The organism is Stenotrophomonas maltophilia (assembly GCF_001676385.1).
In the GTDB taxonomy this organism is placed as follows: Bacteria; Pseudomonadota; Gammaproteobacteria; order Xanthomonadales; family Xanthomonadaceae; genus Stenotrophomonas; species Stenotrophomonas maltophilia_J.
On record NZ_LYVJ01000003.1, the window covers coordinates 32,619 to 54,339 of the forward strand.

17 protein-coding genes are annotated in these 21,721 nt (G+C 67.5%); 11 read left to right on the forward strand and 6 right to left on the reverse strand.

Going from position 1 to position 21,721, the window contains the following annotated elements; genetic code table 11:
• Window positions 1-8 precede the first annotated feature (8 nt).
• The 8 genes from A9K58_RS04280 to A9K58_RS04315 all read left to right on the forward strand — a co-directional run bounded on the left by A9K58_RS04280 (window position 9) and on the right by A9K58_RS04315 (window position 11,986).
• The gene (locus tag A9K58_RS04280; protein WP_065198443.1) at window positions 9-3,131 is read left to right on the forward strand and encodes an efflux RND transporter permease subunit; all 3,123 of its coding nucleotides are present in this window, start codon (window positions 9-11) and stop codon (window positions 3,129-3,131) included.
• Window positions 3,132-3,413: 282 nt separating this feature from the next.
• The gene (locus tag A9K58_RS04285; protein WP_065198174.1) at window positions 3,414-5,471 is read left to right on the forward strand and encodes a TonB-dependent siderophore receptor; all 2,058 of its coding nucleotides are present in this window, start codon (window positions 3,414-3,416) and stop codon (window positions 5,469-5,471) included.
• 108 nt (window positions 5,472-5,579) lie between these two features.
• Entirely contained in the window at window positions 5,580-7,757 is a 2,178-nt protein-coding gene (gene yccS / locus A9K58_RS04290; protein WP_065198175.1) for a YccS family putative transporter, read from the forward strand.
• Window positions 7,758-7,859: 102 nt separating this feature from the next.
• Window positions 7,860-8,654, forward strand: a complete 795-nt coding sequence (locus A9K58_RS04295) for an SDR family NAD(P)-dependent oxidoreductase (protein WP_065198176.1) — start codon at window positions 7,860-7,862, stop codon at window positions 8,652-8,654.
• A gap of 139 nt (window positions 8,655-8,793) precedes the next feature.
• Window positions 8,794-10,683, forward strand: a complete 1,890-nt coding sequence (locus tag A9K58_RS04300) for an MFS transporter (RefSeq protein ID WP_065198177.1) — start codon at window positions 8,794-8,796, stop codon at window positions 10,681-10,683.
• 230 nt (window positions 10,684-10,913) lie between these two features.
• Window positions 10,914-11,201 carry a CD225/dispanin family protein gene (locus A9K58_RS04305; RefSeq protein ID WP_065198178.1) on the forward strand — a complete coding sequence of 96 codons (288 nt, stop codon included), beginning with the start codon at window positions 10,914-10,916 and terminating at the stop codon, window positions 11,199-11,201.
• Window positions 11,202-11,235: 34 nt separating this feature from the next.
• Window positions 11,236-11,517: a CD225/dispanin family protein gene (locus A9K58_RS04310; RefSeq protein WP_065198179.1), complete on the forward strand. Its 282-nt coding sequence runs from the start codon at window positions 11,236-11,238 to the stop codon at window positions 11,515-11,517.
• A 43-nt stretch (window positions 11,518-11,560) separates the two neighbouring features.
• Complete coding sequence (locus tag A9K58_RS04315) at window positions 11,561-11,986, forward strand: DUF2752 domain-containing protein (protein ID WP_065198180.1); 426 nt, start codon at window positions 11,561-11,563, stop codon at window positions 11,984-11,986.
• Between the two features lie 503 nt (window positions 11,987-12,489).
• Here the strand turns inward: A9K58_RS04315 and ampE are convergent.
• The 5 genes from ampE to A9K58_RS04340 form a co-directional block, all read right to left on the reverse strand.
• Window positions 12,490-13,377 (reverse strand): regulatory signaling modulator protein AmpE, encoded by an 888-nt coding sequence (ampE, locus tag A9K58_RS04320; RefSeq protein ID WP_065198181.1) that lies wholly within the window; start codon window positions 13,375-13,377, stop codon window positions 12,490-12,492.
• A 144-nt stretch (window positions 13,378-13,521) separates the two neighbouring features.
• Window positions 13,522-14,427, reverse strand: coding sequence for an NAD(+) diphosphatase (nudC, locus tag A9K58_RS04325; protein ID WP_065198182.1), 906 nt, complete (start codon window positions 14,425-14,427; stop codon window positions 13,522-13,524).
• 117 nt (window positions 14,428-14,544) lie between these two features.
• Entirely contained in the window at window positions 14,545-14,937 is a 393-nt protein-coding gene (erpA, locus tag A9K58_RS04330) for an iron-sulfur cluster insertion protein ErpA (RefSeq protein WP_005411302.1), read from the reverse strand.
• Between the two features lie 31 nt (window positions 14,938-14,968).
• Window positions 14,969-15,433 carry a bactofilin family protein gene (locus A9K58_RS04335; RefSeq protein ID WP_065198183.1) on the reverse strand — a complete coding sequence of 155 codons (465 nt, stop codon included), beginning with the start codon at window positions 15,431-15,433 and terminating at the stop codon, window positions 14,969-14,971.
• 4 nt (window positions 15,434-15,437) lie between these two features.
• Window positions 15,438-16,181, reverse strand: coding sequence for a DUF6776 family protein (locus A9K58_RS04340; RefSeq protein WP_065198184.1), 744 nt, complete (start codon window positions 16,179-16,181; stop codon window positions 15,438-15,440).
• A 177-nt stretch (window positions 16,182-16,358) separates the two neighbouring features.
• Between A9K58_RS04340 and A9K58_RS04345 the strand changes: the two genes are divergently transcribed.
• From A9K58_RS04345 to A9K58_RS04355, 3 genes are read left to right on the forward strand one after another with little or no spacing between them, the layout of a single operon-like run.
• Window positions 16,359-16,976, forward strand: a complete 618-nt coding sequence (locus tag A9K58_RS04345) for a DUF4126 domain-containing protein (protein ID WP_065198185.1) — start codon at window positions 16,359-16,361, stop codon at window positions 16,974-16,976.
• A 44-nt stretch (window positions 16,977-17,020) separates the two neighbouring features.
• A complete protein-coding gene (locus A9K58_RS04350) occupies window positions 17,021-18,892 on the forward strand; it encodes an EAL domain-containing protein (protein ID WP_065198186.1) in 1,872 nt (623 codons plus the stop codon).
• Between the two features lies 1 nt (window position 18,893).
• Complete coding sequence (locus tag A9K58_RS04355) at window positions 18,894-21,128, forward strand: ATP-binding protein (protein ID WP_065198187.1); 2,235 nt, start codon at window positions 18,894-18,896, stop codon at window positions 21,126-21,128.
• 1 nt (window position 21,129) lies between these two features.
• On the opposite strand, the gene bfr is transcribed toward A9K58_RS04355, so the two are convergent.
• Complete coding sequence (gene bfr / locus A9K58_RS04360) at window positions 21,130-21,600, reverse strand: bacterioferritin (protein WP_065198188.1); 471 nt, start codon at window positions 21,598-21,600, stop codon at window positions 21,130-21,132.
• Window positions 21,601-21,721 lie beyond the last annotated feature (121 nt).

Below are 21,721 nucleotides of genomic sequence, written 5' to 3' on the forward strand. Positions count from 1 at the left end.
GCCGCACGATGAACCTGTCCGGTCCCTTCATCCGCCGTCCGATCGGCACCGCCCTGCTGGCCATCGGCCTGTTCATGGTCGGCCTGATCTGCTACCTGCGCCTGGGCGTGTCGGCGCTGCCGAACATCGAGATCCCGGTGATCTTCGTGCACGCCAGCCAGTCCGGCGCGGATGCGGCGACCATGGCCTCCACGGTCACCGCGCCGCTGGAGCGCCACCTCGGCCAGCTGCCGGGCATCGACCGCATGCGTTCATCGAGCTCGGAAGGCAGCTCGCTGGTGTTCATGATCTTCCAGAGCGGCCGCGACATCGATTCGGCCGCACTGGACGTACAGACCGCGATCAACTCGGCGCAGGCTGACCTGCCCTCGGGCATGGGTTCGCCGATGTACCAGAAGGCAAACCCGAACGATGACCCGGTGATCGCCATCGCGCTGACCTCGCAGACGCAATCGGCAGACGAGCTGTACAACGTCGCCGATTCGCTGCTGGCACAACGCATCCGCCAGATCAGCGGCGTCGCTTCGGTCGATATCGCCGGTGCCTCGACGCCTGCGGTGCGCGTCGATGTCAACCTGCGCCTGATGAACGCCTTGGGCCTGACCGCCGATGACCTGCGCAATGCCGTGCGCGCGGCCAATGTCACCTCGCCCACCGGCTTCCTCAGCGACGGCAACACCACCACCGCGATCATCGCCAACGACTCGGTGGCACGCGCGGCCGACTTCGCCGACCTGGTAGTCAAGACCCAGGGCGATGGCCGGGTGATCCGCCTCAAGGACATCGCCAACGTCTACGATGGCCAGCAGGACGCCTACCAGGCCGCCTGGTTCGATCACAAGCCGGCGGTGGTGATGTACGTGTTCACTCGGGCCGGCGCCAACATCGTCGAGACGGTGGACCGGGTCAAGGCGCAGATCCCGGCCCTGCGCGACTACCTGCAGCCGGGCACCACGCTGACGCCCTACTTCGACCGCACTCCGACCATCCGCTCGTCGCTGCATGAAGTGCAGATCACGCTGCTGATCAGCCTGGCGATGGTGGTGCTGACCATGGCGCTGTTCCTGCGGCGGCTGGCGCCCACCCTGATCGCAGCCGTCACCGTGCCGCTGTCGCTGGCCGGTGCGGCGCTGGTGATGTACGTGATGGGCTTCACCCTGAACAACCTGAGCCTGCTGGCACTGGTGATCGCGATCGGCTTCGTGGTCGACGACGCGATCGTGGTGATCGAGAACATCATGCGCCACCTCGATGAGGGCATGCCGCGCATGCAGGCGGCACTGGCCGGTGCACGCGAGATCGGCTTCACGATCGTCTCGATCACCGCCTCGCTGGTGGCGGTATTCATTCCGCTGCTGTTCGCCAGCGGCATGATGGGCGCGTTCTTCCGCGAGTTCACCGTCACCCTGGTGGCGGCCATCGTGGTTTCGATGATCGTTTCGCTGACGCTGACCCCGGCGCTGTGCAGCCGCTTCCTCAGCGCCCACGACCACAAGGCGCCGCCGTCGCGCTTCGGCCGCTGGCTGGATGCCGGCCACGCGCGCATGCTGCGCCTTTACACCGTGTTCCTCGACTTCTCGCTGCGGCATGCGCTGCTGCTGTCGCTGACCCCACTGATCCTGATCGGCGTCACCATCTTCCTGTTCGGCGCAGTGAAGAAGGGCGCGTTCCCGCCACAGGACACCGGCCTGATCTGGGGCCGCGCCAATTCCAGCGCCACCGTCTCCTTCGAGGACATGGTGGCCCGCCAGCGCCGCATCACTGACATGCTGATGGCCGACCCGGCGGTGAAGACCGTGGGCGTGCGCCTGGGCAGCGGCCGCCAAGGGTCGAGTGCGCAGTTCAACATCGAACTGAAATCGCGCAAGGAAGGCCGCCGCGAAACCACCGCGCACGCGCTGGCCCGATTGAGCGCCAAGGCCGACCGCTACCCCGACCTGCAGCTGCGCCTGCGTGCGATCCAGGACCTGCCCAGCAACGATGGCGGCGGCGCCAGCCAGGGCGCGCAGTACCGCATCTCGCTGCAGGGCAACGACCTGGCCGCGTTGCAGGAATGGCTGCCCAGGCTGCAGGCGGAACTGAAGAAGAACCCGAAGCTGCGCGATGTCGGAACCGATGTCGACAATGCCGGCCTGCGCCAGAACATCCAGATCGACCGCGCCAAGGCTGCGCGCCTGGGTGTGTCGGTGGGTGCCATCGACGGTGCACTGTACGGTGCGTTCGGCCAGCGCCAGATCTCGACCATCTACTCCGACATCAACCAGTACAGCGTGGTGGTCAACGCGCTGCCCTCGCAGACGGCGACGCCAGCGGCACTGGATGAGGTGTACGTGCGCGCGCGCAACGGCGACATGGTGCCGATCACGGCGGTGGCCACCCAGGTACCGGGGCTGGCACCGTCGCAGATCACCCATGAGAACCAGTACACGACGATGGACCTGAGCTACAACCTGGCTCCGAACGTGAGCATGGGCGAAGCCAAGGCGATCATCGACGCCACCGTGGCCGGCATGCGCATGCCCGGTGACATCCGCCTGGCCGACGACGCGGGCTTCGGCTTCAACTCCGATCCCAGCGACATGCTGGTCCTGGTGTTCGCCGCGATCCTGACCGTGTACCTGGTACTGGGCATGCTCTACGAGAGCCTGATCCATCCGGTCACCATCCTGTCCACGCTGCCGGCGGCAGGCGTGGGTGCGTTGCTGGCGCTGTTCGGCACCAGCACCGAGCTGTCGGTGATCTCGATGATCGCGCTCGTGCTGTTGATCGGCATCGTCAAGAAGAACGCGATCATGATGATCGACTTCGCGCTGGTGGCACAGCGCGAGCACGGCCTGGCACCACGCGAGGCTGCGCGCGAGGCCAGCATCGTTCGATTCCGCCCGATCATGATGACCACGATGGTGGCGATCCTGGCCGCCGTGCCACTGGCGATCGGACTGGGCGAGGGTTCCGAACTGCGCCGCCCGCTGGGCATCGCGATGATCGGCGGCCTGTTGTTCTCGCAGAGCCTGACCCTGCTCAGCACGCCGGCGCTGTATGTGATCTTCTCCTGCCTGGCCGAACGTTGGCGCGCACGCCGCGCACGCAAGCGCGAAGCCAAGCTGCTCAAGCGCGCGCAGCGAGCCTAGCTTCGGTAGAGCCGGCCGCTGGCCGGCTTCCTCGTGCAGCGAATCTCCCGGCCAGCGGCCGGCACTACCGTGGGTACGGTTGGTGGGTGCGGACGGCTGGTCCGCACGCCTGCGGGTTTGACGCACCGCAACGAAAAGAGAACAATTCTCATCCAGCCATGGTCCTGCGCCCTGTAGCGGCGCCCCGCTGCCGGTTCCCGGCACGCCTGCGTGATCCCAGCCACTGCCCTTCCCTCACCCGTGGGCGGATGGCCTGTGGCCGTCCGTCGAGGACCATCATCGATGCTGCCTTCCCGTCTTCCCCGCCTGGCCCTGCTGGCCTCCGCCCTGTCCTCCGCCTGCGCTGCCCATGCCGAAGCGCCGGCCGTCAGCCGTAACCCCACCGATCTGGATGCGGTGAAGGTCACCGCCGAACGCGCCCATACCGACGCCGGCGCACTGGGCGACCGCGCCGCGCGCGACACTCCGTTCGCGATCACCGCCGTGGGCCGCGAGCAGATCGAACAACGCCAGGTGGTGTCACTGGGCGAGGCCTTCCTGCTCGATCCCTCGGTCAGCACCCAGGTCAGCGCCTATGCCAGTGGCTGGAGTTCGCCGATCCGCAATCGCGGTATCGAACTGAATTTCGACAGCTATCGCGTCAATGGCCTGCAGGTGTCTTCCTGGGGTACCGAATGGCCGCTGGAAGTGATGGAACAGGTCGATCTACTGAAAGGTCCGGGCGGATTCCTGTACGGCTTCGGTGCCCCCGGCGGCATCGTCAACTACATCACCAAGAAGCCCACCGACACGCCCACCTTCTCCACCCAGCTGGGCTGGCGCGAACGGGGCATCGTCAGCGGCGGCATCGACGTTGGCGGCCGCTTCGGCAACGAGCAGATGTTCGGCTACCGCTTCAACGCCTTCCAGGAGAAGGGCGAGACCTTCAATGGTGGCCGCGTTGACCGCAAGGTCGGTGCCCTGTCGCTGGATGCCCGGTTCGGTGACGCCCTGACCTGGACTGTGGACGGCGTGTTCCAGTCCCGCGATCTCAGCGGCGAAGCACCGCAGTACTACTTCCGTGGCCTGACATCGCTGCCGCGACCGATTGCCGGGGATACCGACAACGGCGTACCCGGCACCTACTACGACACCCGATCCAGCCTTCTGTCGACGGCGCTGAACTGGCAGATCAACAGCGACTGGAAAGCCAGCCTGAGTTACGGCGTCACCACCTCCTGGAACGACGTCAACAAGATCTTCGCCTACATCGATGCACCCAACGGCGACTACGACGTCAACGTTTACGAACTGGGGGGCAAGAACGAGTGGAAGCTGGCCCAGGCGATGCTGCAGGGCAGCTTCCGCACCGGCCGCCTGCGCCATCAAGTGGTGGCGGGCACCAGCCATCAGACCGGGCTGGGCTGGGACCGTCCCTACGAGTGGAACCTGATCGGCCGCGCCAACCTGTACCGGCACCACGCCATCCGCCACGACGCCGTCGGTTCACGGGTGATGACCCGAGGCGACGAGACCGTGCAGCAGGCGCTGTTCGCAAGCGATACCGTCGATCTCGGCAGCGGCTGGTCGGTACTGGCGGGTTGGCGCTACAACGACTACGAGACCAAGGGCCGCTACCACACCTACCCGGTCACACCGACCTATGCCGTGATGTTCAAGCCCAGCGAGGCGGTCACGCTGTATGCCAGCTACATCGAATCGCTGGAAGCGGGCAGCCGCGTGGGCAACGGCTACGTCAACGCGGGCGACGTGCTCGACCCGACCATCAGCAAGCAGTACGAGATCGGCGCGAAGGTCGAGGCGGCACGCTGGAATGCGAACCTGGCGGCGTTCCGGCTCGAGCGTGGCGCCAACATCGATGAACTCACCCCGGCCGGCAAGCGCCTGGTCCAGGACGGTATCACCCTGTACGAAGGCATCGAGGCCAGCGCTGACCTGCACCTGACCGATGCATTCGTGCTGGGCGGCGGCGTGGCCTGGCTCGACCCGACCTATGACAGGCTGTCCGCCGCCAGCGCATCGCAGGAAGGCAACCGCACTGCGGGCGCGGCACGCTGGAGCGGCGTGCTCCACGCCAACTATCAGCTGCCATGGGTGGATGGGCTGGAGACCTATGCCGTGCTGCGCCATTACGGCGACGTCTGGTACGACGCTGCCAACACCCTGAAGCTGCCCGGCTACACCTTGGTCAACGCGGGGGTGGGCTATCGGCTGCTGGCCTCCGGCCACCCGGTCATCCTGCGCGCCAGCGTCGAGAACCTGGCCAACCGCCGATACTGGTCGAATGCAGGCGTCGGCCTGCCGCGCACGCTCGCCCTGAGCGTGCGGTTCGACATGTAGCGCCCGGCAAACCGTAGTGTCGCCCGGCACTACGGGGTATTCCCGCGCGGGCTGTCCCCTTCACCCCGCACCCGCAATAATGGTGGGAGATCCCCCCACCGAGCCTGCATGACCGTCCGCGAATCCCGCCTCAGCCGCCTGTGGGCCCACGAAAAGGCCAGTTACGGCCTGCGGGTGTTGATCGCGCTGGCCACGGCCGTTGCCGTGTGCTGGCAGCTGGAGGCCCTCACCGCGTTGCCGGGTGTGTTCCTGGGCATCATCGCCAGCGCCATTGCCGAGACCGACGACAACTGGTGGGGCCGGGCCAAGGCGGTGCTGCTGTCGCTGTTGTGCTTCTGCATCGCTGCGGCCTCGGTGATCTGGCTGTTCCCGTGGCCATGGGTCTTCATCGCCGCCCTGTCGTTGTCCACCTTCGGCCTGACCCTGCTCGGTGCGCTCGGCGAGCGCTATGCCTCCATTGCCCAGGCCACGGTGACCCTGGCGATCTACACCATGATCGGGCTTGAGCAGCATGGCGCCAGCGACCTGCACAGCGCCCTGGAAGCGGTCAGCCACCTGCTGGCTGGAGCGGCCTGGTACGGCGTTCTGTCGATCCTGTGGGCCGCGCTGTTCGCCAACCGGCCGGTGCGCGAACGCGTAGCGCGGCTGTACCAGGAGCTGGGCCGTTACCTGCAGTTGAAGGCAGCGCTGTTCGAACCGGTTCGCGAGGCCGACCTGCAACGCCGCCAGCTCGACCTGGCCGAGCAGAACCGGCGCGTGGTCGGTGCGTTGAACGAAGCCAAGACTGCGATCCTGGCCCGCTTCGGCCGCTCCGGACGCCCCGGCGTGAACTCCGGCCTGTACCTGCGGCTGTACTACATGGCGCAGGATTTCCATGAGCGCGCCAGCTCCTCGCATTATCCCTACGGCGCGCTGGTCGATGCGTTCTTCCACAGCGACGTGCTGTACCGCTGCCAGCGCCTGCTCGACCTGCAGGGCCAGGCCTGTGCACGGCTGGGTGAAGCAATCCGCCTGCGCCGTCCCTTCGTGTATGGCGAAAGCAACCAGCAGGCCGGGCTCGACCTGGCCGACGCGCTCGCCTACCTGCGCGACCAGCAGCGGCCGCACTGGCAGCGCCTGCTCGGCTCGCTGGACCTGCTGGTGCACAACCTGCGCAGCATCGAGCGCCGCCTGCTGGACGCCGAACGCTCCGAGGCCAGCCTCGACAACGTCGATACCCGCCTGCGCGACAGCAATCCGCACACGCTGCGCGAGATGGGCGTCCGCCTGCGCCAGCAGCTCACGCCCGGCTCGGTGCTGTTCCGGCATGGCCTGCGCATGGCACTGGCACTGATCGCCGGCTTCGCCGCAGTCCGCCTGTTCCATGCGCAGAACGGCTCGTGGGTGCTGCTGACCATCGTGTTCGTGTGCCGCCCCAACTTCGGCGCCACCCGCCAGCGCCTGGCCCAACGCATCGTCGGCACCGTCGCCGGCCTGGTGCTGACCTGGGCGCTGCTGCAGCTGTTCCCGCAGTTGCACGTACAGCTGCTGATCGCGTTGCTGTCGGCGCTGCTGTTCTTTTTCACCCGCACCGACCGTTACCTGGTGGCGTCGGCGGCGATCACGGTAATGGCGCTGACCTGCTTCAACCTGATCGGCGATGGCTTCGTGCTGATCGTGCCGCGCATGGTCGACACGCTGCTGGGTTGTGCGATCGCCGCTGCGGCTGCGTTCCTGATCCTGCCCGACTGGCAGGGCCGCCAGCTGCATCTGGTGCTGGCGCGCGTGCTGGAGACCGCCGCGCGCTACCTGGATTCCGTGCTGGGCCAGTACCGCACCGGCATGCGCGACGACCTGGCCTACCGCATCGCCCGCCGCGACATGCACAATGCCGACGCCGCGCTGTCGACCGCGCTTTCCAACATGCTGCGCGAGCCCGGCCACGTGCGTCGCAACCTGGATGCCGGCTTCCATTTCCTGGCGCTGTCCAACACCCTGCTCGGCCATCTCTCGGCGCTGGGTGCGCATCGCGACCAGGTGGACAGCTTTGCCACCGATCCCCTGGCGCTCGCTGCCGGCGAACGCGTCCGCAAGGCGCTTCAGCAACTGGCTACGGCGCTGGCGGCGCGGCAGCGGGTAACCGAAGATGACAATGATGCCGACCGTGCGGTCGCGGCCGAGCTCGAGCAGATCGACGAGCCGATGCCGCCCAAGCTGCAATTGATCCGTACGCAGATGGCACTGGTACTGCGGATGCTGCCGAAGGTGCGGGCAGCGGCCAACGAAGCGGTGCTGGGTCTGGCCTGACCTCGGCAATGCCGGCGGCGCAACATCGTGTTGCATCCAGCGCGGCATTCCGATCACGCAAGCGCGCGGATACTGGATCCCCCTCCTGCTCCGGATTCCCCCATGAAGATCGAACTCGGCGGGCGCACCGCGCTGGTCACCGCCTCCACTGCCGGCATCGGACTGGCCATCGCACGGGGCCTGGCGGTCGCCGGTGCGCGCGTCATCCTCAACGGCCGCAGCAGCGACAGCATCGAGCGGGCACGCCAACGCGTGCTCGCCGCGGTACCGGGCGCCGACGTGCTCGGCGTCGCCGCCGACCTTTCCGATGCGGCCGGCATCGACACGCTGCTGGCTGGGCTGCCCAGGATCGACATCCTGGTCAACAACGCCGGCATCTTCGGCCCCGAAGACTTCTTCAAGACCGACGACGCGACCTGGGAACGCTACTGGCAGACCAACGTGATGTCCGGCGTGCGGCTGTCGCGGGCGCTGCTGCCTGCGATGGTGGATGCAGGCTGGGGCCGCGTGTTGTTCATCTCTTCCGAATCGGCACGCAACATTCCGGCCGACATGATCCATTACGGGGTCAGCAAGACCGCGCAGCTGGCGCTGTCGCGCGGCCTGGCCAAGCGCGTGGCCGGCAGTGGTGTCACCGTCAACGCGGTGCTTCCAGGGCCAACGCTCTCCGACGGTTTTGCTGCGATGTTCGAAGATGAACGCCAGCGCAGCGGCAAGCCGCTGGAGCAGATCGGCCGCGAGTTCGTGCTGGAGCATCGGCCGTCCTCGGTGATCCAGCGTACTGCCACGGTCGAGGAAGTGGCCAACATGGTGGTCTACCTGGCCTCGCCGCAGGCCTCGGCCACCTCCGGTGCCGCACTGCGGGTGGATGGCGGCGTGGTCGACGATATCGTCTGAGGCCCCCTGCAGTGTGCGGACCAACGGTCCGCACCCACGGCGATGGGGCTTCGGTAGATCCAGGCCATGCGTGGATGCACCCCACCGCAGTCCCGACGGATGGGCAGGAATGCTAGGCTGCGCCGGTCAAGGAGGCTCCATGTCCGGTCATAACCAGTTCGTCCTGCTGCGCCAGCGCCGTTTCCTGCCGTTCTTCGTCGTCCAGGCGCTGGGTGCGTTCAATGACAACGTGTACCGGCAGGCCATCATCAGCATGTTGTTGTTCATGGCCGTGCCGGAGGACGAGCTGGGACTGTACGCCACGCTGGCGCCGGCCATCTTCATCCTCCCGTACTTCCTGTTCTCGGCACTGGCCGGGCAGATCGCCGACAAGCTGGAGAAATCACGGCTGATCGTGATCACCACCACCATGGAGATCGTGATCATGTCGCTGGCGGCCACCGGTTTCCTCTTCCAGAGCCTGCCGGTGCTGCTGGTCGCACTGTTCTGTACCGGCATGCAGTCGACCCTGTTCGGCCCGGTGAAGTATTCGGTGCTGCCGTCGGTCCTCAAGCCCGAGGAACTGACCGGCGGCAATGGCCTGGTCGAGATGGGCACGTCGATGTCGATCCTGTCCGGCATGATCGTCGGCGGCCTGGTGTTCACCGTCGCCGGCAGCCACGGCACGGTGGTGGCCGCGTGCGCGGTCATTGCCCTGGCCATCTGCGGCAACATCGCCGCGCGGCTGATTCCCAGGGTCGATGCCGGTGACCCGAACCTGAAGATCAACTGGAACCCGCTGCCGGAATCACTGGCAGTGCTGCGCATGGCCCGCCAGCAGAAGGCGGTGCGCAATTCGATCCTGGGCGTGTCCTGGTTCTGGTTCTTCGGCACCGTGCTGACCTCGCAGCTGCCGGCCTACGCGGTGGCCAACCTCGGCGGCGAGCCCACCCTGTATATCTTCGCCCTGGCCTTGTTCTCGGTCGGCACCGGCATCGGCTCGCTGCTGTGCGAAAAGCTGTCTGCGCGCACGGTCGAGATCGGCCTCGTGCCACTGGGAGCGTTCGGCATGACCGCATTCCTGCTCGACCTGTACTTCGCCCGCAGCGGCGAGGCGGTAGCACACGGGCTGGACATCGGCCGGTTCCTCCAGCACCCCGGCAGCCCGCGCATCGTCATCGACCTGGTCGGCATCGGCCTGTTCACGGGCATCTTCGTGGTGCCGCTGTTTGCCTTGATCCAGAGCCGCACCCCCAAGGCGCAGATGTCGCGCGTGTTCGCCGCACTGAACATCCAGAACTCCGGATTCATTGTCGCTGCCGCCTTGATCAGCCTGGCAGCGCAGCGCCTTCTCGATCTGACCATTCCCCAACTGTTCCTGGCGCTGGCCATCGCCAACGCGCTGGTGGCGATCTACATCTTCACGATCGTCCCCGAATTCCTGATGCGCTTCCTCAGCTGGCTGATGGTGCGGACCCTGTACCGGTTGCGCCCGCACGGCATCGAGGCGAATGTGCCCGACGAGGGCGCTGCGCTGCTGGTCTGCAACCACGTCAGCTACATGGACGCCCTGATCCTGTCGGCGACGATCCCGCGCCCGGTGCGCTTCGTCATGTACTACAGGATCTTCAACATCCCGGTGATGCGCTGGATCTTCCGTACCGCCAAGGCGATCCCGATTGCCGGTGCACGCGAAGACCCGGCGCTGATGCAGCGCGCGTTCGACGAGATCGACGCTGCGCTGGCCGAGGGTGAGCTGGTGTGCATCTTCCCCGAGGGTGCGCTGACCCGCGACGGGCAGATGGCGCCGTTCAAGTCCGGCGTCGATAAGATCCTCGAACGACGGCCGGTGCCAGTGGTGCCGATGGCGCTGCGCGGCATGTGGTCGAGCATGTGGAGCCGGCGCGACAGCCGCCTCGGCCGCATGCGCGTACCGCGCCGCTTCCGCGCCACCGTGGAGGTGGTGGCCGCACCGGCGGTGGATGGCCGCACCACCCGCGCCCCGGTGCTGGAGGCCCAGGTGCGGGCCCTGCGTGGCGATCACGCCTGATCGGCCGCGCGGCCGCCGGTAACCCTTCCAGGCAACAGCCCCATTCCCCCTGCAGGCACGGCCTCTGTTTCCTTACAGGGGCCCGTCAAAAGCGCCCGGTCAATGGCCATACACGCCAGTATCTGACTGTAACCGCATACATGCAGCGCGGGTTGAGGTAGATTACGCACCCACAGGGGGGAGGTCCGGCCAATGCACCATGGCCGGCCACCGAGGAATGGAGTCTCGCTTTGAATCAACCACCACCGCTCAGCCGTCCGGTCTACATCCCCAACCATCTGGTCTGGGCGATCCTGACGACGCTGTTCTGCTGCCTGCCGCTGGGCGTGGTGTCGATCGTGTATGCCTCCCAGGTCGATGGCCGCCGCGCGGCGGGCGACCTGCCGGGGGCCTACAGCGCGTCGCGCAAGGCGGGCTGGTGGGCAGTGGCTTCGGCCGTGGCCCTCCCGGTCCTGTTGCTGTTGTGGTTCGGGCTGTTCGGCGGCTTGGCCGTACTGGGCGCTCTTTCCGAAACGTAATTCACCACTACCACCCATCAAGGAGCTTGAACCCATGAACACCGCTACTCCGCAGGTCCCGAACAATCTGGTCTGGGCGATCCTGAGCACCCTGTTCTGCTGCCTGCCGGCCGGCATCGTGTCGATCGTCTACGCCGCCCAGGTCAACGGCAAGCTGGCGGCTGGCGACATCGCCGGCGCGCAGGAATCCTCGGCGAAGGCCAAGAAGTGGGCCATCTGGTCGGCGATCGCGGCCGTCGTGGTCGGCGTGCTGTACGGCATCCTGATTGTCGCCGTGGGCGGCATGGGCGCCATGAGCGGCGGCAGCAGCTACTGATGCCCCTGGACGGATCCGGCGCCCGCGCCGGATCCGTTGCTGCATGTCCGCGCTTCCCGCCCGCTCCCGATTCGCCCGCTGGGCGCCGCTGCTGGCCTCTGCCGGCCTCGCCGCCGGTGCTGCGGCGGTGTTGCGCAACGTCAATCCGTATGCCGCCGGCAATCCCTTGCCGGGCTGTCCGCTGTACGCGCTGACCGGCCTGTACTGCCCGGGCTGCGGCAGCACGCGCTGCCTGTACTCCCTGGTCCATTTCGACCTGCCCGGCGCGATGGGGATGAACCCGTTGCTGGTCATCAGCCTGCCATTCCTGCTGCTGATGCTGCTGAACGTCGCCGGCATCCGTCCACGTGTGCTCGATCCGCTGATGCGGATACTGGCCAATCCCACGTTCTGGCTCTGGGTGCTTCCCGGCTATGCGCTGCTGCGCAACCTGCCGTGGGCGCCATTCACCGCGCTGGCACCGATCTAGGTTTCCAGCCGACGGCGCAGCCCCTCGTGGTGGGCGGCGTTTGAAGGCAGAAGCCTTGGGGTTGGCCGGGCGGGATGGGTTTGCGGGGGACGCCGTGAATCCGTCCGTGGAGGCTTGGCCGCGGCATCCATGCCGCGGACACCCCCGCAAACCCATCCCGCCCGGCCACGGACAGTTTCCGTGTGCGTCCACCACGGAAAAGAAAAAGAAGATCAAAAGCGGAAGCGGATCGCTTCGCTTCGCTCGCTCGGAGCCGAGCATGGCTCGGCTCTACAGAACATCCGTCATCGGGAATCCGTCGGGGGTGGGGCGGCGTGGGGCTGCAGGACCGTTGGCGCCATGGATGGCGCCATCGAGCCCCCAGGGACGGGTTTACGGCGTGTCCTGCAGCCCCACACCGCCCCGCCCAACCCTCAGCAACCCAGAGCCGCTTTGGCTTTGGCTTTGGCGTTCTCTTTGGCTTTGGCCTTTGCAGGTGCAGGGCTGCAAGCCCTGCAAAACAACTACGTCACCCAGCCTGCAATCACCAGCAGGGCGAGGACCGCCAGCCACAACAGCAGCATCCGCCACACCAGGCTCATCGCATCGCGCAGATCCGGCAGCCGCTGCCACACCGGCAGCAGCCCCGCCTCGGTGTAATCGTGCGCATCCTCGCGCAGTTCAGCGTTGACGCTGGCCCGCGCCACCGCCCCCAGGAACCCGATGCCATCGGCAAGGCGCTCGCCATGGGCCTGCCGCCAAGCCTTCCACGCCGTATCGAAGTTGCCGACCAATGCCATCGAGAACGCCATCAGCTGCGCGACCGGCCATTCGATCCAGCCCAGCAGTCGCTGCGCCAGCGCCAGCGGTTCCACCGGCACGCGCGCGCGCATCGGGCTTTCCGCCATCAGCGCCAACAGCCGGTAGCCCAGCGCACCTGCCGGGCCCAGCAGCAGGAACCAGAACAGCACCGCGAACCAGCGCCGGAGCGCATTGAGCGCGGTCGCTTCGACCAGCGATGGCACGTCCTCGCGCAGGCTGCCGCCGGCCGACTGCAGGTTGCGCACGGCCGCCTGCCGCGTCGCTGCATCATCGGCATCGATGATTGCTTCGATATCGCGGTCGAGGTCACGCGGCCCCCAGCACCAGGCCAGCACGGCCACGCCCAGCAACAGCGACGGCAGTCCGAACAGCACCCCGCGCAGCAGCCATGCCAGCAGTGCCATCAGCACCAGCGGCGGCAGCAGCGCCAGAACGACACCGGCCGGCCCCTGCCAAGCCTTGCCGCCACGCGCATCCAGCCAGCCCAGCCAGCGCCGGAAGCCCTCGAAACGGCGCAGCGATGCGGCAGCGGCCGGGGCCACATGGCCCAGAGCCAGTGCCACGAGCACGGCGGCCAGGGTGGTGAACATGGCGGGTCTCCCTACGAAACAGAACGCTCGGCGCCGCTACCTTACCGGTCATGGCGGTGTCCCAAGCGGTGAAACGGACTGTAACCCGAGGCGTGTTCAGGTGGTGGCAATACAGGGAAACCCCCATCCGGCGGGCGCCTGGGCTCAACCCGCCTGCTGGCGATACCAGTGTTCGATCAGGCCGCGCGAAATCGAGATCGGCGGCGACAGCCGGATACCCTGGCCATCGTCCTCCAGATCACGCGCCAATGCCGCGCCCACCTCTTCAGCACTGAACCAGCGCGCATCTTCCAGCTCGCCGTCCACGGTCGGCAGGTCGTCCTCGGCCTGGGCGCGGAAGCCTACCATCAGCGCACCGGGGAACGGCCACGGCTGTGAACCAAGGTATTGGCAGGCGGTGACCCGCACCTTGCTCTCCTCGTGCACTTCGCGTGCCACGGTCTGCTCGAAGGTCTCGCCGGGTTCGACGAAACCCGCCAGCACCGAGTAGCGCCGTGGCGCCCAGTTCGACTGGCGGCCGAGCAGCAGCCGGCCCTGGTTCTCCACCGCCACGATCACGGCCGGGTCGACCCGCGGATAGTGCTCAGTGGAGCACTGCGTGCAGCGGCCGACGAAGCCACCGCGGGCAAACGCCACGGTACTGCCACACACACCGCAGAAGCGGGTGCGCGAGTGCCAGTAGGACATCCCGCGGGCGTAACTGAAGGCGGTCGCGTCGGCCACCGGCCACAGCAGGGCGGCCTGGCGCAGGTCGAGGCGGCGTGGTGCAGTGACGGTGACGTTGGTGGCTTCGACCGAGAACCAGGCCTGTTCGCCTCGCAGGCCGAGGAAGATCGCGGCACCGGGGCCGCCCCCGATGTCGGCGCCGGTCAGCGCGAGCGGCTGGTCGTCATCGCCGGTGAAGGCGCTGCCATCCTGGTCGAGGACGAGAACGCGCGCATCCGGCCACAGACGCGCCAGTGCATCGGCATCTGCGCGCAGGGCATCGGCGCGCTCCAGCGGTTCGCCGACGAAGGCGAAACCGGAAAGCGGCGAAGGAGTCTTGAGCATCCGGCAAGCGTGCCGCCAATCGATGCGGGTGGCAAGCCACAGACTTTGCAGCAACCCGCTGTGAGTGTGGAGCTCGCACCACGCACCTTGTGGCGCGGGGGCAGGCCCCGCGCCGGGTTACATGCTGAAGCTGCTGCCGCAGCCGCAGGTGGTCTTCGCGTTCGGGTTGCGGATCACGAACTGGGCGCCGGTCAGGCTCTCGGTGTAATCCACTTCGGCGCCCATCAGGTACTGCAGGCTCAGTGGATCGACCAGCAGGGTCACGCCGCTGGTCTGTACCGCCAGATCATCCTCGGCCCGGTTCTCGTCGAACTCGAATCCGTACTGGAAACCCGAGCAGCCACCACCTTCGATATACACGCGCAGGGCCAGGTCGGGGTTGCCCTCTTCCTGGATCAGGGATTTGACCTTGGCGGCCGCCGACTCGGTGAAGTTCAGCGGGCGCTCCAGCGATTGGTAATCGGGCGCGGCGGCCGGAGTGGCGCCGGGCAGGGAGACTAGCGTGCTCATGGCGTCAGCATGGGGCCGCCGACGATGGCTTTCAAGCCATCGCCTCAGCCAGCTTGCGGCGCGTAGCGGTATCGTCCTTGCCGGCCGGGGCTTCTTGGCCGTCCGGGGCCGGCAGTGCCGCAACCGGGGCGCTGGCGTGGATCAGGCGGCCGTTCAACTGCGCGCCCGCATTCATCTCTACCACCTGGTAATGCACGTTGCCGTTGACCCGCGCGCTCGGGGTCAGCTCGACCTTCTCGGTGGCGTGCACATCGCCGTCCAGGCGGCCGCTGATGACCACCACCTGGGCGCGGATCTCGCCCTCGATGACGCCATGCTCGGCGACCGTCAGGGTCGCGGCGCTGGCGCCTTCGGTCGCGATCACCTTGCCGTGGATACGGCCTTCCACGTACAACCCCCCACTGAATTCCACGTCACCATGGATCACCACCTGATTGCCGATCAGGGCATCTACCACCAGTTGGCTCTCGCGGTTGGATCTGCTGCTTCCGAACATCTGCCTACTCCCCGTTGCTGGCCGGCGCACCGGCCTGTTTCCAGTCGAATACCTGGGTGGTGCCCCCCGCACCACTCCCCAATGTCACCCGCACGCGTTGCGGGGTGAAGTCAGCCGGCAGCATCACGCTGCCGGTGAGCTGCTGGAAGTACCGGAACGAGTAGTCCTGTCCCGGCACCTTGCTGCGCTGGTGCAGATCATCCCAGCTGATCGTGGCCAGCTTGCCGTCCTTCACGCCTTCCACGGTGAAACGCATCTGCCCCTGGCTGATGGCCCCGCGGTTGAGATTCTGGGTCAGCACGGCGGTGTACTGCCAGGTCCCGGCCGCTTCCGGGCTGAACTCGATCGAATGCGTATTCAAGCCCTTGCGCTGGCTGGTCGAACCGACCAGTCGCTCATAGAAGGCGACGTCGGCACGCAAGCCGGCGATTTCTTCGTCGCGTTCGGCCAGCGACGACTGTACTTCGGTGTTGGCGGCGCGGCTGATGCGATCGGAAGCTTCCAGCGTGGCCTGCTTCTGGCGCAGTTCGGTCACCTGCGCCTGCAGTACCTCGGCACGCTTCTCGGCAGCCTGCAGGCGCTGGCCCTGCGCATCGCGCGGCGTGGCCATCCAGCAGCCGCCCAGCGCCGCCAGCACCAGGCTGAGCAGCCAGATGCCGCCGATCACCAGCAGGCGGCGACGGTCGGTCGGCGGTTGCGGCGCGCCGGGCAGGCGGACCTGCACGCGCATGGGAGGACGGTTGTTCATGGGTGGTTTCCGGGGCATCGCGGGACGATGCCGGTACGGCCCCTGTGGCAAGCGACGGACTAGTGTATGCCAGGACGAGGGGTTTCCTGCGCCGTGGCTGGCCAGCGCCGGTGGCGTTCAGGCACGCCATCGCCGATAGTGTGGCCCCCTGCACAGTTCCGTCGCCGGAGCCCCGCCATGACCGAAGCCCACCTGTTCGTGATCGGCATCCTGCTGGCCTGGCTGGCCGGCATCCGTGTCTACCTCACCGTGTTCGGCGTCGGCCTGGCCGGCCTGCTCGGCTGGGTCGACCTGCCACCCGCACTGCAGGCCACGGAATCGTGGTGGGTGCTGGGCACCTCGGCGGCACTGGCGGTGACAGAGTTCTTCGCCGACAAGATTCCCGGCGTCGACTCGGCCTGGGACCTGGTGCAGACGCTGGCGCGCGTGCCTGCCGGTGCCTTCCTCGCCGCCGCCACGCTGTCGCCCGATGGCCAGCTGGGTACCGGCGCTCTCGCCGCCGGCGCCGGCGTCGCGCTGGCCAGCCATGGCCTGAAGGCGGGCACCCGTGCCCTGCTCAATACCTCGCCGGAACCCGCTAGCAACTGGATCGCTTCGGTCGCCGAAGACACCGTCGTGGTGGGTGGGCTGGCCCTGGCCCTGGCGCACCCGTGGATCGCACTGGGAGTGGTGCTGGCCTGCAGCCTGGCCGGCGCACTGCTGGTCTGGCTGGTCTGGCGCACCTTGTGGAAAGGCGTGCGCTGGCTGGCACGCGGTGCATCGGCGGCACCGCCGGGAGAGGCCGGCAGCGGTTGACCGCCGGGCTTGTCGCATAATGGACGCGAACACCAGGAGCACCGATGGCCGCATTCGAATCCCCCGCGGGCGCCCGCCCGGGACGCGCTGAAACCCCTCCGGCCGATCACTGGCAACGCTGGGCCCGTGACACGGCAGGTCCCGCCGTGATCCCATCCGCGGCGGCAAGCGGCGCGGCGCCGCCGCCCAACGGCGCACCGCCGCCGCTGCCCGGCCCGGTCGCTCTGGACGAAGCAGGCAACAACGAACAGGCCCCATCGCCGTCCGATTCGCCCTACCGTGTCCTGATCGTCGAGGATGATCGCGCCCAGGCCCTGTTCGCGCAGAGCGTGCTGCATGGCGCCGGCATGCAGGCGATCGTGCACGGCGACGCCGATGGCGCGCTGCAGGCGATCAGGGAACATCGTCCCGACCTGATCCTGATGGACCTGCACCTTCCCGGCCTGGACGGCATGCGCCTGACTGCGCTGATCCGCCAGCAGCCCGGCCTGCAGCTGCTGCCGATCGTGTTCCTCAGCGGCGACCCGGACCCGGAACGGCAGTTCGAAGTGCTCGACAGCGGGGCCGATGACTACCTCAGCAAGCCGATCCGCCCGCGCCACCTGATCGCGGCCGTGGCCAACCGGATCCGCCGTGCGCGTGCACAGGCCGCGACCCTGCCTGGCGCACCCGGCACTCCGGCCACCAGCAATCCGGAAACCGGCCTGCCCACGCGCCAGCACGTCCTGCAGCAGCTCGACACCGCACTTGCGCATCACGATCACGGCGGCGTGTTCTTCATCGAAGTCGCCAGCGCGCTGGGCCTGCGCGAACGTTATGGCTATGCCGCCTTCGAACGCCTGATGGTGCAGGCCGGGCAGCGTCTCGCCGAAGCCGGCCATCCGCACCTGCTGGCGCGCCTGAACGACAACAGCTTCCTGCTGCTGGCCCGCAATGCCGATGAAGACGGCCTGGAGGGTGTTGCCACGAGCCTGCGCGAGCAGCTGTCAGCGCGCGCCTTCGTGATCCGCGACGACGAATCCGTGCATCTGCGTGGCGTGGTCGGCTACGCGCCACTGTCGCCGGGCTTCGACGATGCCGGCAGCGCGCTGGAGGCGGTGGAGCGGACCACCCTGCAGGCGCGCCTGCTGAGTGCCGGCGTCGCCGGCCACGTGCACCGCCAGGCGGTCACCGGGCAGGAACACCTGGCCCTGCTGGAAGGGCAACTGGCGCTGGCCTACCAGCCGATCGTTGCCGTTACCGGCAGCAGTTCCGCGCAGTACCAGCTTCTGCTGCGCCTGCGCCAGAGCGATGGCACGGTCCTGTCGGCCGGCCAGGTCATCCCGGCGGCGGAAGCCGCAGGACGCATCGCCGACCTCGACCAGCAGGTGATGGACCATGCCCTGGGCCTGCTGGACCTGTACCGGCACGCGACCCCGCCCCTGAGCCTGTTCGTCTCGCAATCACTGCGCACCCTGCAGCGCGATGCCTTCGCCGACTGGCTGCTGGAATCGCTGCAGCAGCGCGACCTGCCCGGCAGTGCATTGGTGATCGATGTGCGGCTGCCGGATGCCTTGATCCACACGGTGCTGCTGCAGCAGTTCTGCCAGCGCATGGCCGGTGCCGGGGTTCGCTTCTGCCTGAGCCAGTTCGAGCCCAGTGGCGAATCCGATGCACTGCTGACCCAGCTGCCCTTGTCATTCGTGCGCATGGCCGCGCGTTTCTCCAGCACGCATTCCAGCCCGGCCACGCGCGAGGACCTGCGGAAAGTGATCGCACAGGCACACGCTGCGGGACTGCAGATCATCGGCCAGCAGATCGAGGATCCACAGGCAGCGGCAGCGATGTGGGTCGGTGGCGTCGACTATATCCAGGGAAACATGGTGCAGTCGGCCGGCAGCGACCTGAACTTCGACTTCCACAACGCGGTGCTCTGACATGCCACTGTGGGGCGCGCTGCTGGTGGCGCTTGCGGCAGCCGCCATCGCACTGCTGCCGATGGGCATTCGCCTGCGCGCCCGTGGCCGTGCGCTGGACGTGCTGCGGGACGAACGCAACAGGTTGGCCAGCGAGCGCGACCAGCTGCGCCTTACCAATGAACGCCAGGGCCAGCTCGAGCAGCAGTTGCTGCAGGCCAAGCAGGCCGCCGAGGCGGCCGCACTGGCCAAGGGCGAGTTCCTGGCCACGATGAGCCATGAGATCCGCACCCCGCTGAACGGCATCCTGCCGATGCTGGAGCTGATCGCGCGCGGCCCCCTGGGCGAGGACCAGCGGCAGATGCTGGCCACCGCCTCGGCCAGCTCGCAGCAGCTGCTGCGCATTGTCGACGACATCCTCGACTACTCGCGGCTGGAAGCACAGGCACTGGAGCTGGAGATCACCAGCTTCAACCTGCGCGAGCTGCTCGACGGCGTGGTGCAACTGATGCAGCGCGCCGCCGACTCCAAGGGCCTGACGCTGAGCCTGCAGCTGGACCCTGCGGTGCGCCTGCCGGTACGGGGTGATCCGGTGCGCCTGCGCCAGGTGCTGAGCAACCTGCTGGCCAACGCCATCAAGTTCACCGCCCGCGGCCAGGTACAGCTGCGCGTGCAGCGGCTGGGCGAAGGCGCGGCGCAGCATCAACTGCGCTTCGAGATCATCGACACCGGCATCGGCATCGACGAAGCGCTGCAGGCACGCCTGTTCCAGTCCTTCAGCCAGGCCGACGCTTCGACCACGCGGATCTATGGCGGGACCGGCCTGGGCCTGGCCATCTGCAAGCGCATCATCGATCTGATGCAGGGCCGTATCGGTGTCCAGTCCACGCCCGGCCACGGTGCCACCTTCTGGTTCGAGATTCCGCTGTTGAAGGTCCCTGGCGATCTGCCGGCAATGGCGCGCTCACCGGCCCCTCTGCTGCTGTTCAGTGCCGATGGCGCCCTGCACGCACGCGTCGGGCGCATCGCCGACCACCACGGCCTGCAGGTGCAGGCGCTGGAGCAGCTGGATGCGGTGGTCGAGCGCCTCCGCGCTGCGCCCCGCCCGGGACAGCCTGCGCCGGCGTGGCTGCTGGTCGATGCCCGTGCACGCCGCGGCGGCGAAGCCACACTGCAGCGCGTGCTGGCCGGACGGGGCGAGGACGACGCGCTGCAGGTGCTGTGGCTGCAGGACGACGCAGGTCCTCCGCGGCCGCACCAGCACGCGTTGCCGGCCCACTTCGATGATGCGGCACTGCACGCACTGCTGGCCGCACCGGTAACGCAGGCGCGCCCTGCCGCGCTGCTCGCCGACGCCGGAGACGGCCAACAGGCGGCTGCGCTGCCGCCGCTGAACCTGCGCGTGCTGCTGGTGGAGGACAACACCGTCAACCGGATGGTCGCCGATCACCTGTTGCGGGCGTTCAAGTGCGACGTACGCAACGCGGCCGATGGCGAACAGGCGCTGCTGGCCCTGCGCGAGGGCGGCCTGGACGTCGTGCTGATGGATTGCCAGATGCCGGTGCTGGACGGCTATGCAGCCACGCGCCAGTGGCGCGCGGAGGAAGCGGAAAGCGGGCGCGCGCGGCTGCCGGTCATCGCGATGACCGCCAATGCCATGGCCGGCGACCGCGAGCGCTGCCTGCAGGCCGGCATGGACGACTACCTGTCCAAGCCGATCACGCGCGCCACCCTTCATGCACTGCTGCAGCGCTGGGGTGGCAGGAACGCTGCATCACCTGGACAACCTTCTGTAGAGCCGGGCCATGCCCGGCTGACGGCCAATTCCGGTCGCGCTGCATCGGCCGAGCATGGCTCGGCTCTACAGAACCCGGAAAAGCAGGTGGCGCTACCGCCGCAACCGGTGCTCGACCGCGATGTGCTGGACGAACTGCACGCAGTGATCGGCGACACCGCCCTCCAGATCGTGGCGGTGTTCCTGGACGATGCTCCGGCAATGGTGCAGGAGTTGCAGCAGGCCGCGCAGAACGGCGATGAACCACGCATGCAGGCCGTTGCGCACAGCCTGAAGTCCTCAAGTGCGAACGTCGGCGCGTTGTCGCTCTCGGCGGTCGCGCGGCGCATCGAGCACGAAGCACGCAACGGCAGCCTGCAGCGCCCTGCGGTGGCCGTGGCACTGCTGGTTGCCGAATTCGCCCGCGCGCGCGTGGCACTGACCGGCTACCTGGCACAGCATCGCGCCGGCCTGGCCGGCTGACTTACTCTTCGAGCTTGCTCAGCAGGTACTTCGGCTCGCCAATGCGCTCGATGAGGTCAAGCTGGGTTTCCAGCCAGTCGATGTGTTCCTCCTCCGAATCGAGGATCTTCACGAACAACTGGCGGCTGACATAGTCCCCCACCGAATCGGCATAGGCCACGGCCTCGCGCAGCGTGACCACGCCCTCGCGCTCGAGCGACAGGTCGCACTGCAGGATTTCGGTCGGGTTTTCGCCGATGCGGAGCTTGCCCAGTGCCTGGAAGTTGGGCAGGCCCTCGAGGAACAGGATACGGTCGGCAAGCATGTCGGCATGCTTCATCTCGTCGATCGATTCCTTGTACTCGTGCTCGGCCAGTTCCTTGATGCCCCAGTTCTTCAGCATCTTGGCGTGCAGGAAGTACTGGTTGATCGCGGTGAGCTCGTTGTAGAGGACCTTGTTGAGGAATTCGATGACCCGGGTATCGCCCTTCATGGGATGCTCCTGCACGCTGAAAACGCAGGCACTTTAACGCCTCGCGCGCGTCGGTGAAGGAACGCGAATCGTGCGCATTGGCCTGCGCGGGCGCGGGTGAAGGAAACGAAAACGCGGCGTC

Coding starts and splice junctions, on each gene's coding strand:
- A9K58_RS04280 (WP_065198443.1), top strand. CDS start 9: ATGAACCTGTCCGGTCCCTTCATCCGCCGTCCGATCGGCACCGCCCTG.
- A9K58_RS04285 (WP_065198174.1), top strand. CDS start 3,414: ATGCTGCCTTCCCGTCTTCCCCGCCTGGCCCTGCTGGCCTCCGCCCTG.
- yccS (WP_065198175.1), top strand. CDS start 5,580: ATGACCGTCCGCGAATCCCGCCTCAGCCGCCTGTGGGCCCACGAAAAG.
- A9K58_RS04295 (WP_065198176.1), top strand. CDS start 7,860: ATGAAGATCGAACTCGGCGGGCGCACCGCGCTGGTCACCGCCTCCACT.
- A9K58_RS04300 (WP_065198177.1), top strand. CDS start 8,794: ATGTCCGGTCATAACCAGTTCGTCCTGCTGCGCCAGCGCCGTTTCCTG.
- A9K58_RS04310 (WP_065198179.1), top strand. CDS start 11,236: ATGAACACCGCTACTCCGCAGGTCCCGAACAATCTGGTCTGGGCGATC.
- A9K58_RS04315 (WP_065198180.1), top strand. CDS start 11,561: ATGTCCGCGCTTCCCGCCCGCTCCCGATTCGCCCGCTGGGCGCCGCTG.
- ampE (WP_065198181.1), bottom strand. CDS start 13,377: ATGTTCACCACCCTGGCCGCCGTGCTCGTGGCACTGGCTCTGGGCCAT.
- nudC (WP_065198182.1), bottom strand. CDS start 14,427: ATGCTCAAGACTCCTTCGCCGCTTTCCGGTTTCGCCTTCGTCGGCGAA.
- erpA (WP_005411302.1), bottom strand. CDS start 14,937: ATGAGCACGCTAGTCTCCCTGCCCGGCGCCACTCCGGCCGCCGCGCCC.
- A9K58_RS04335 (WP_065198183.1), bottom strand. CDS start 15,433: ATGTTCGGAAGCAGCAGATCCAACCGCGAGAGCCAACTGGTGGTAGAT.
- A9K58_RS04340 (WP_065198184.1), bottom strand. CDS start 16,181: ATGAACAACCGTCCTCCCATGCGCGTGCAGGTCCGCCTGCCCGGCGCG.
- A9K58_RS04345 (WP_065198185.1), top strand. CDS start 16,359: ATGACCGAAGCCCACCTGTTCGTGATCGGCATCCTGCTGGCCTGGCTG.
- A9K58_RS04350 (WP_065198186.1), top strand. CDS start 17,021: ATGGCCGCATTCGAATCCCCCGCGGGCGCCCGCCCGGGACGCGCTGAA.
- A9K58_RS04355 (WP_065198187.1), top strand. CDS start 18,894: ATGCCACTGTGGGGCGCGCTGCTGGTGGCGCTTGCGGCAGCCGCCATC.
- bfr (WP_065198188.1), bottom strand. CDS start 21,600: ATGAAGGGCGATACCCGGGTCATCGAATTCCTCAACAAGGTCCTCTAC.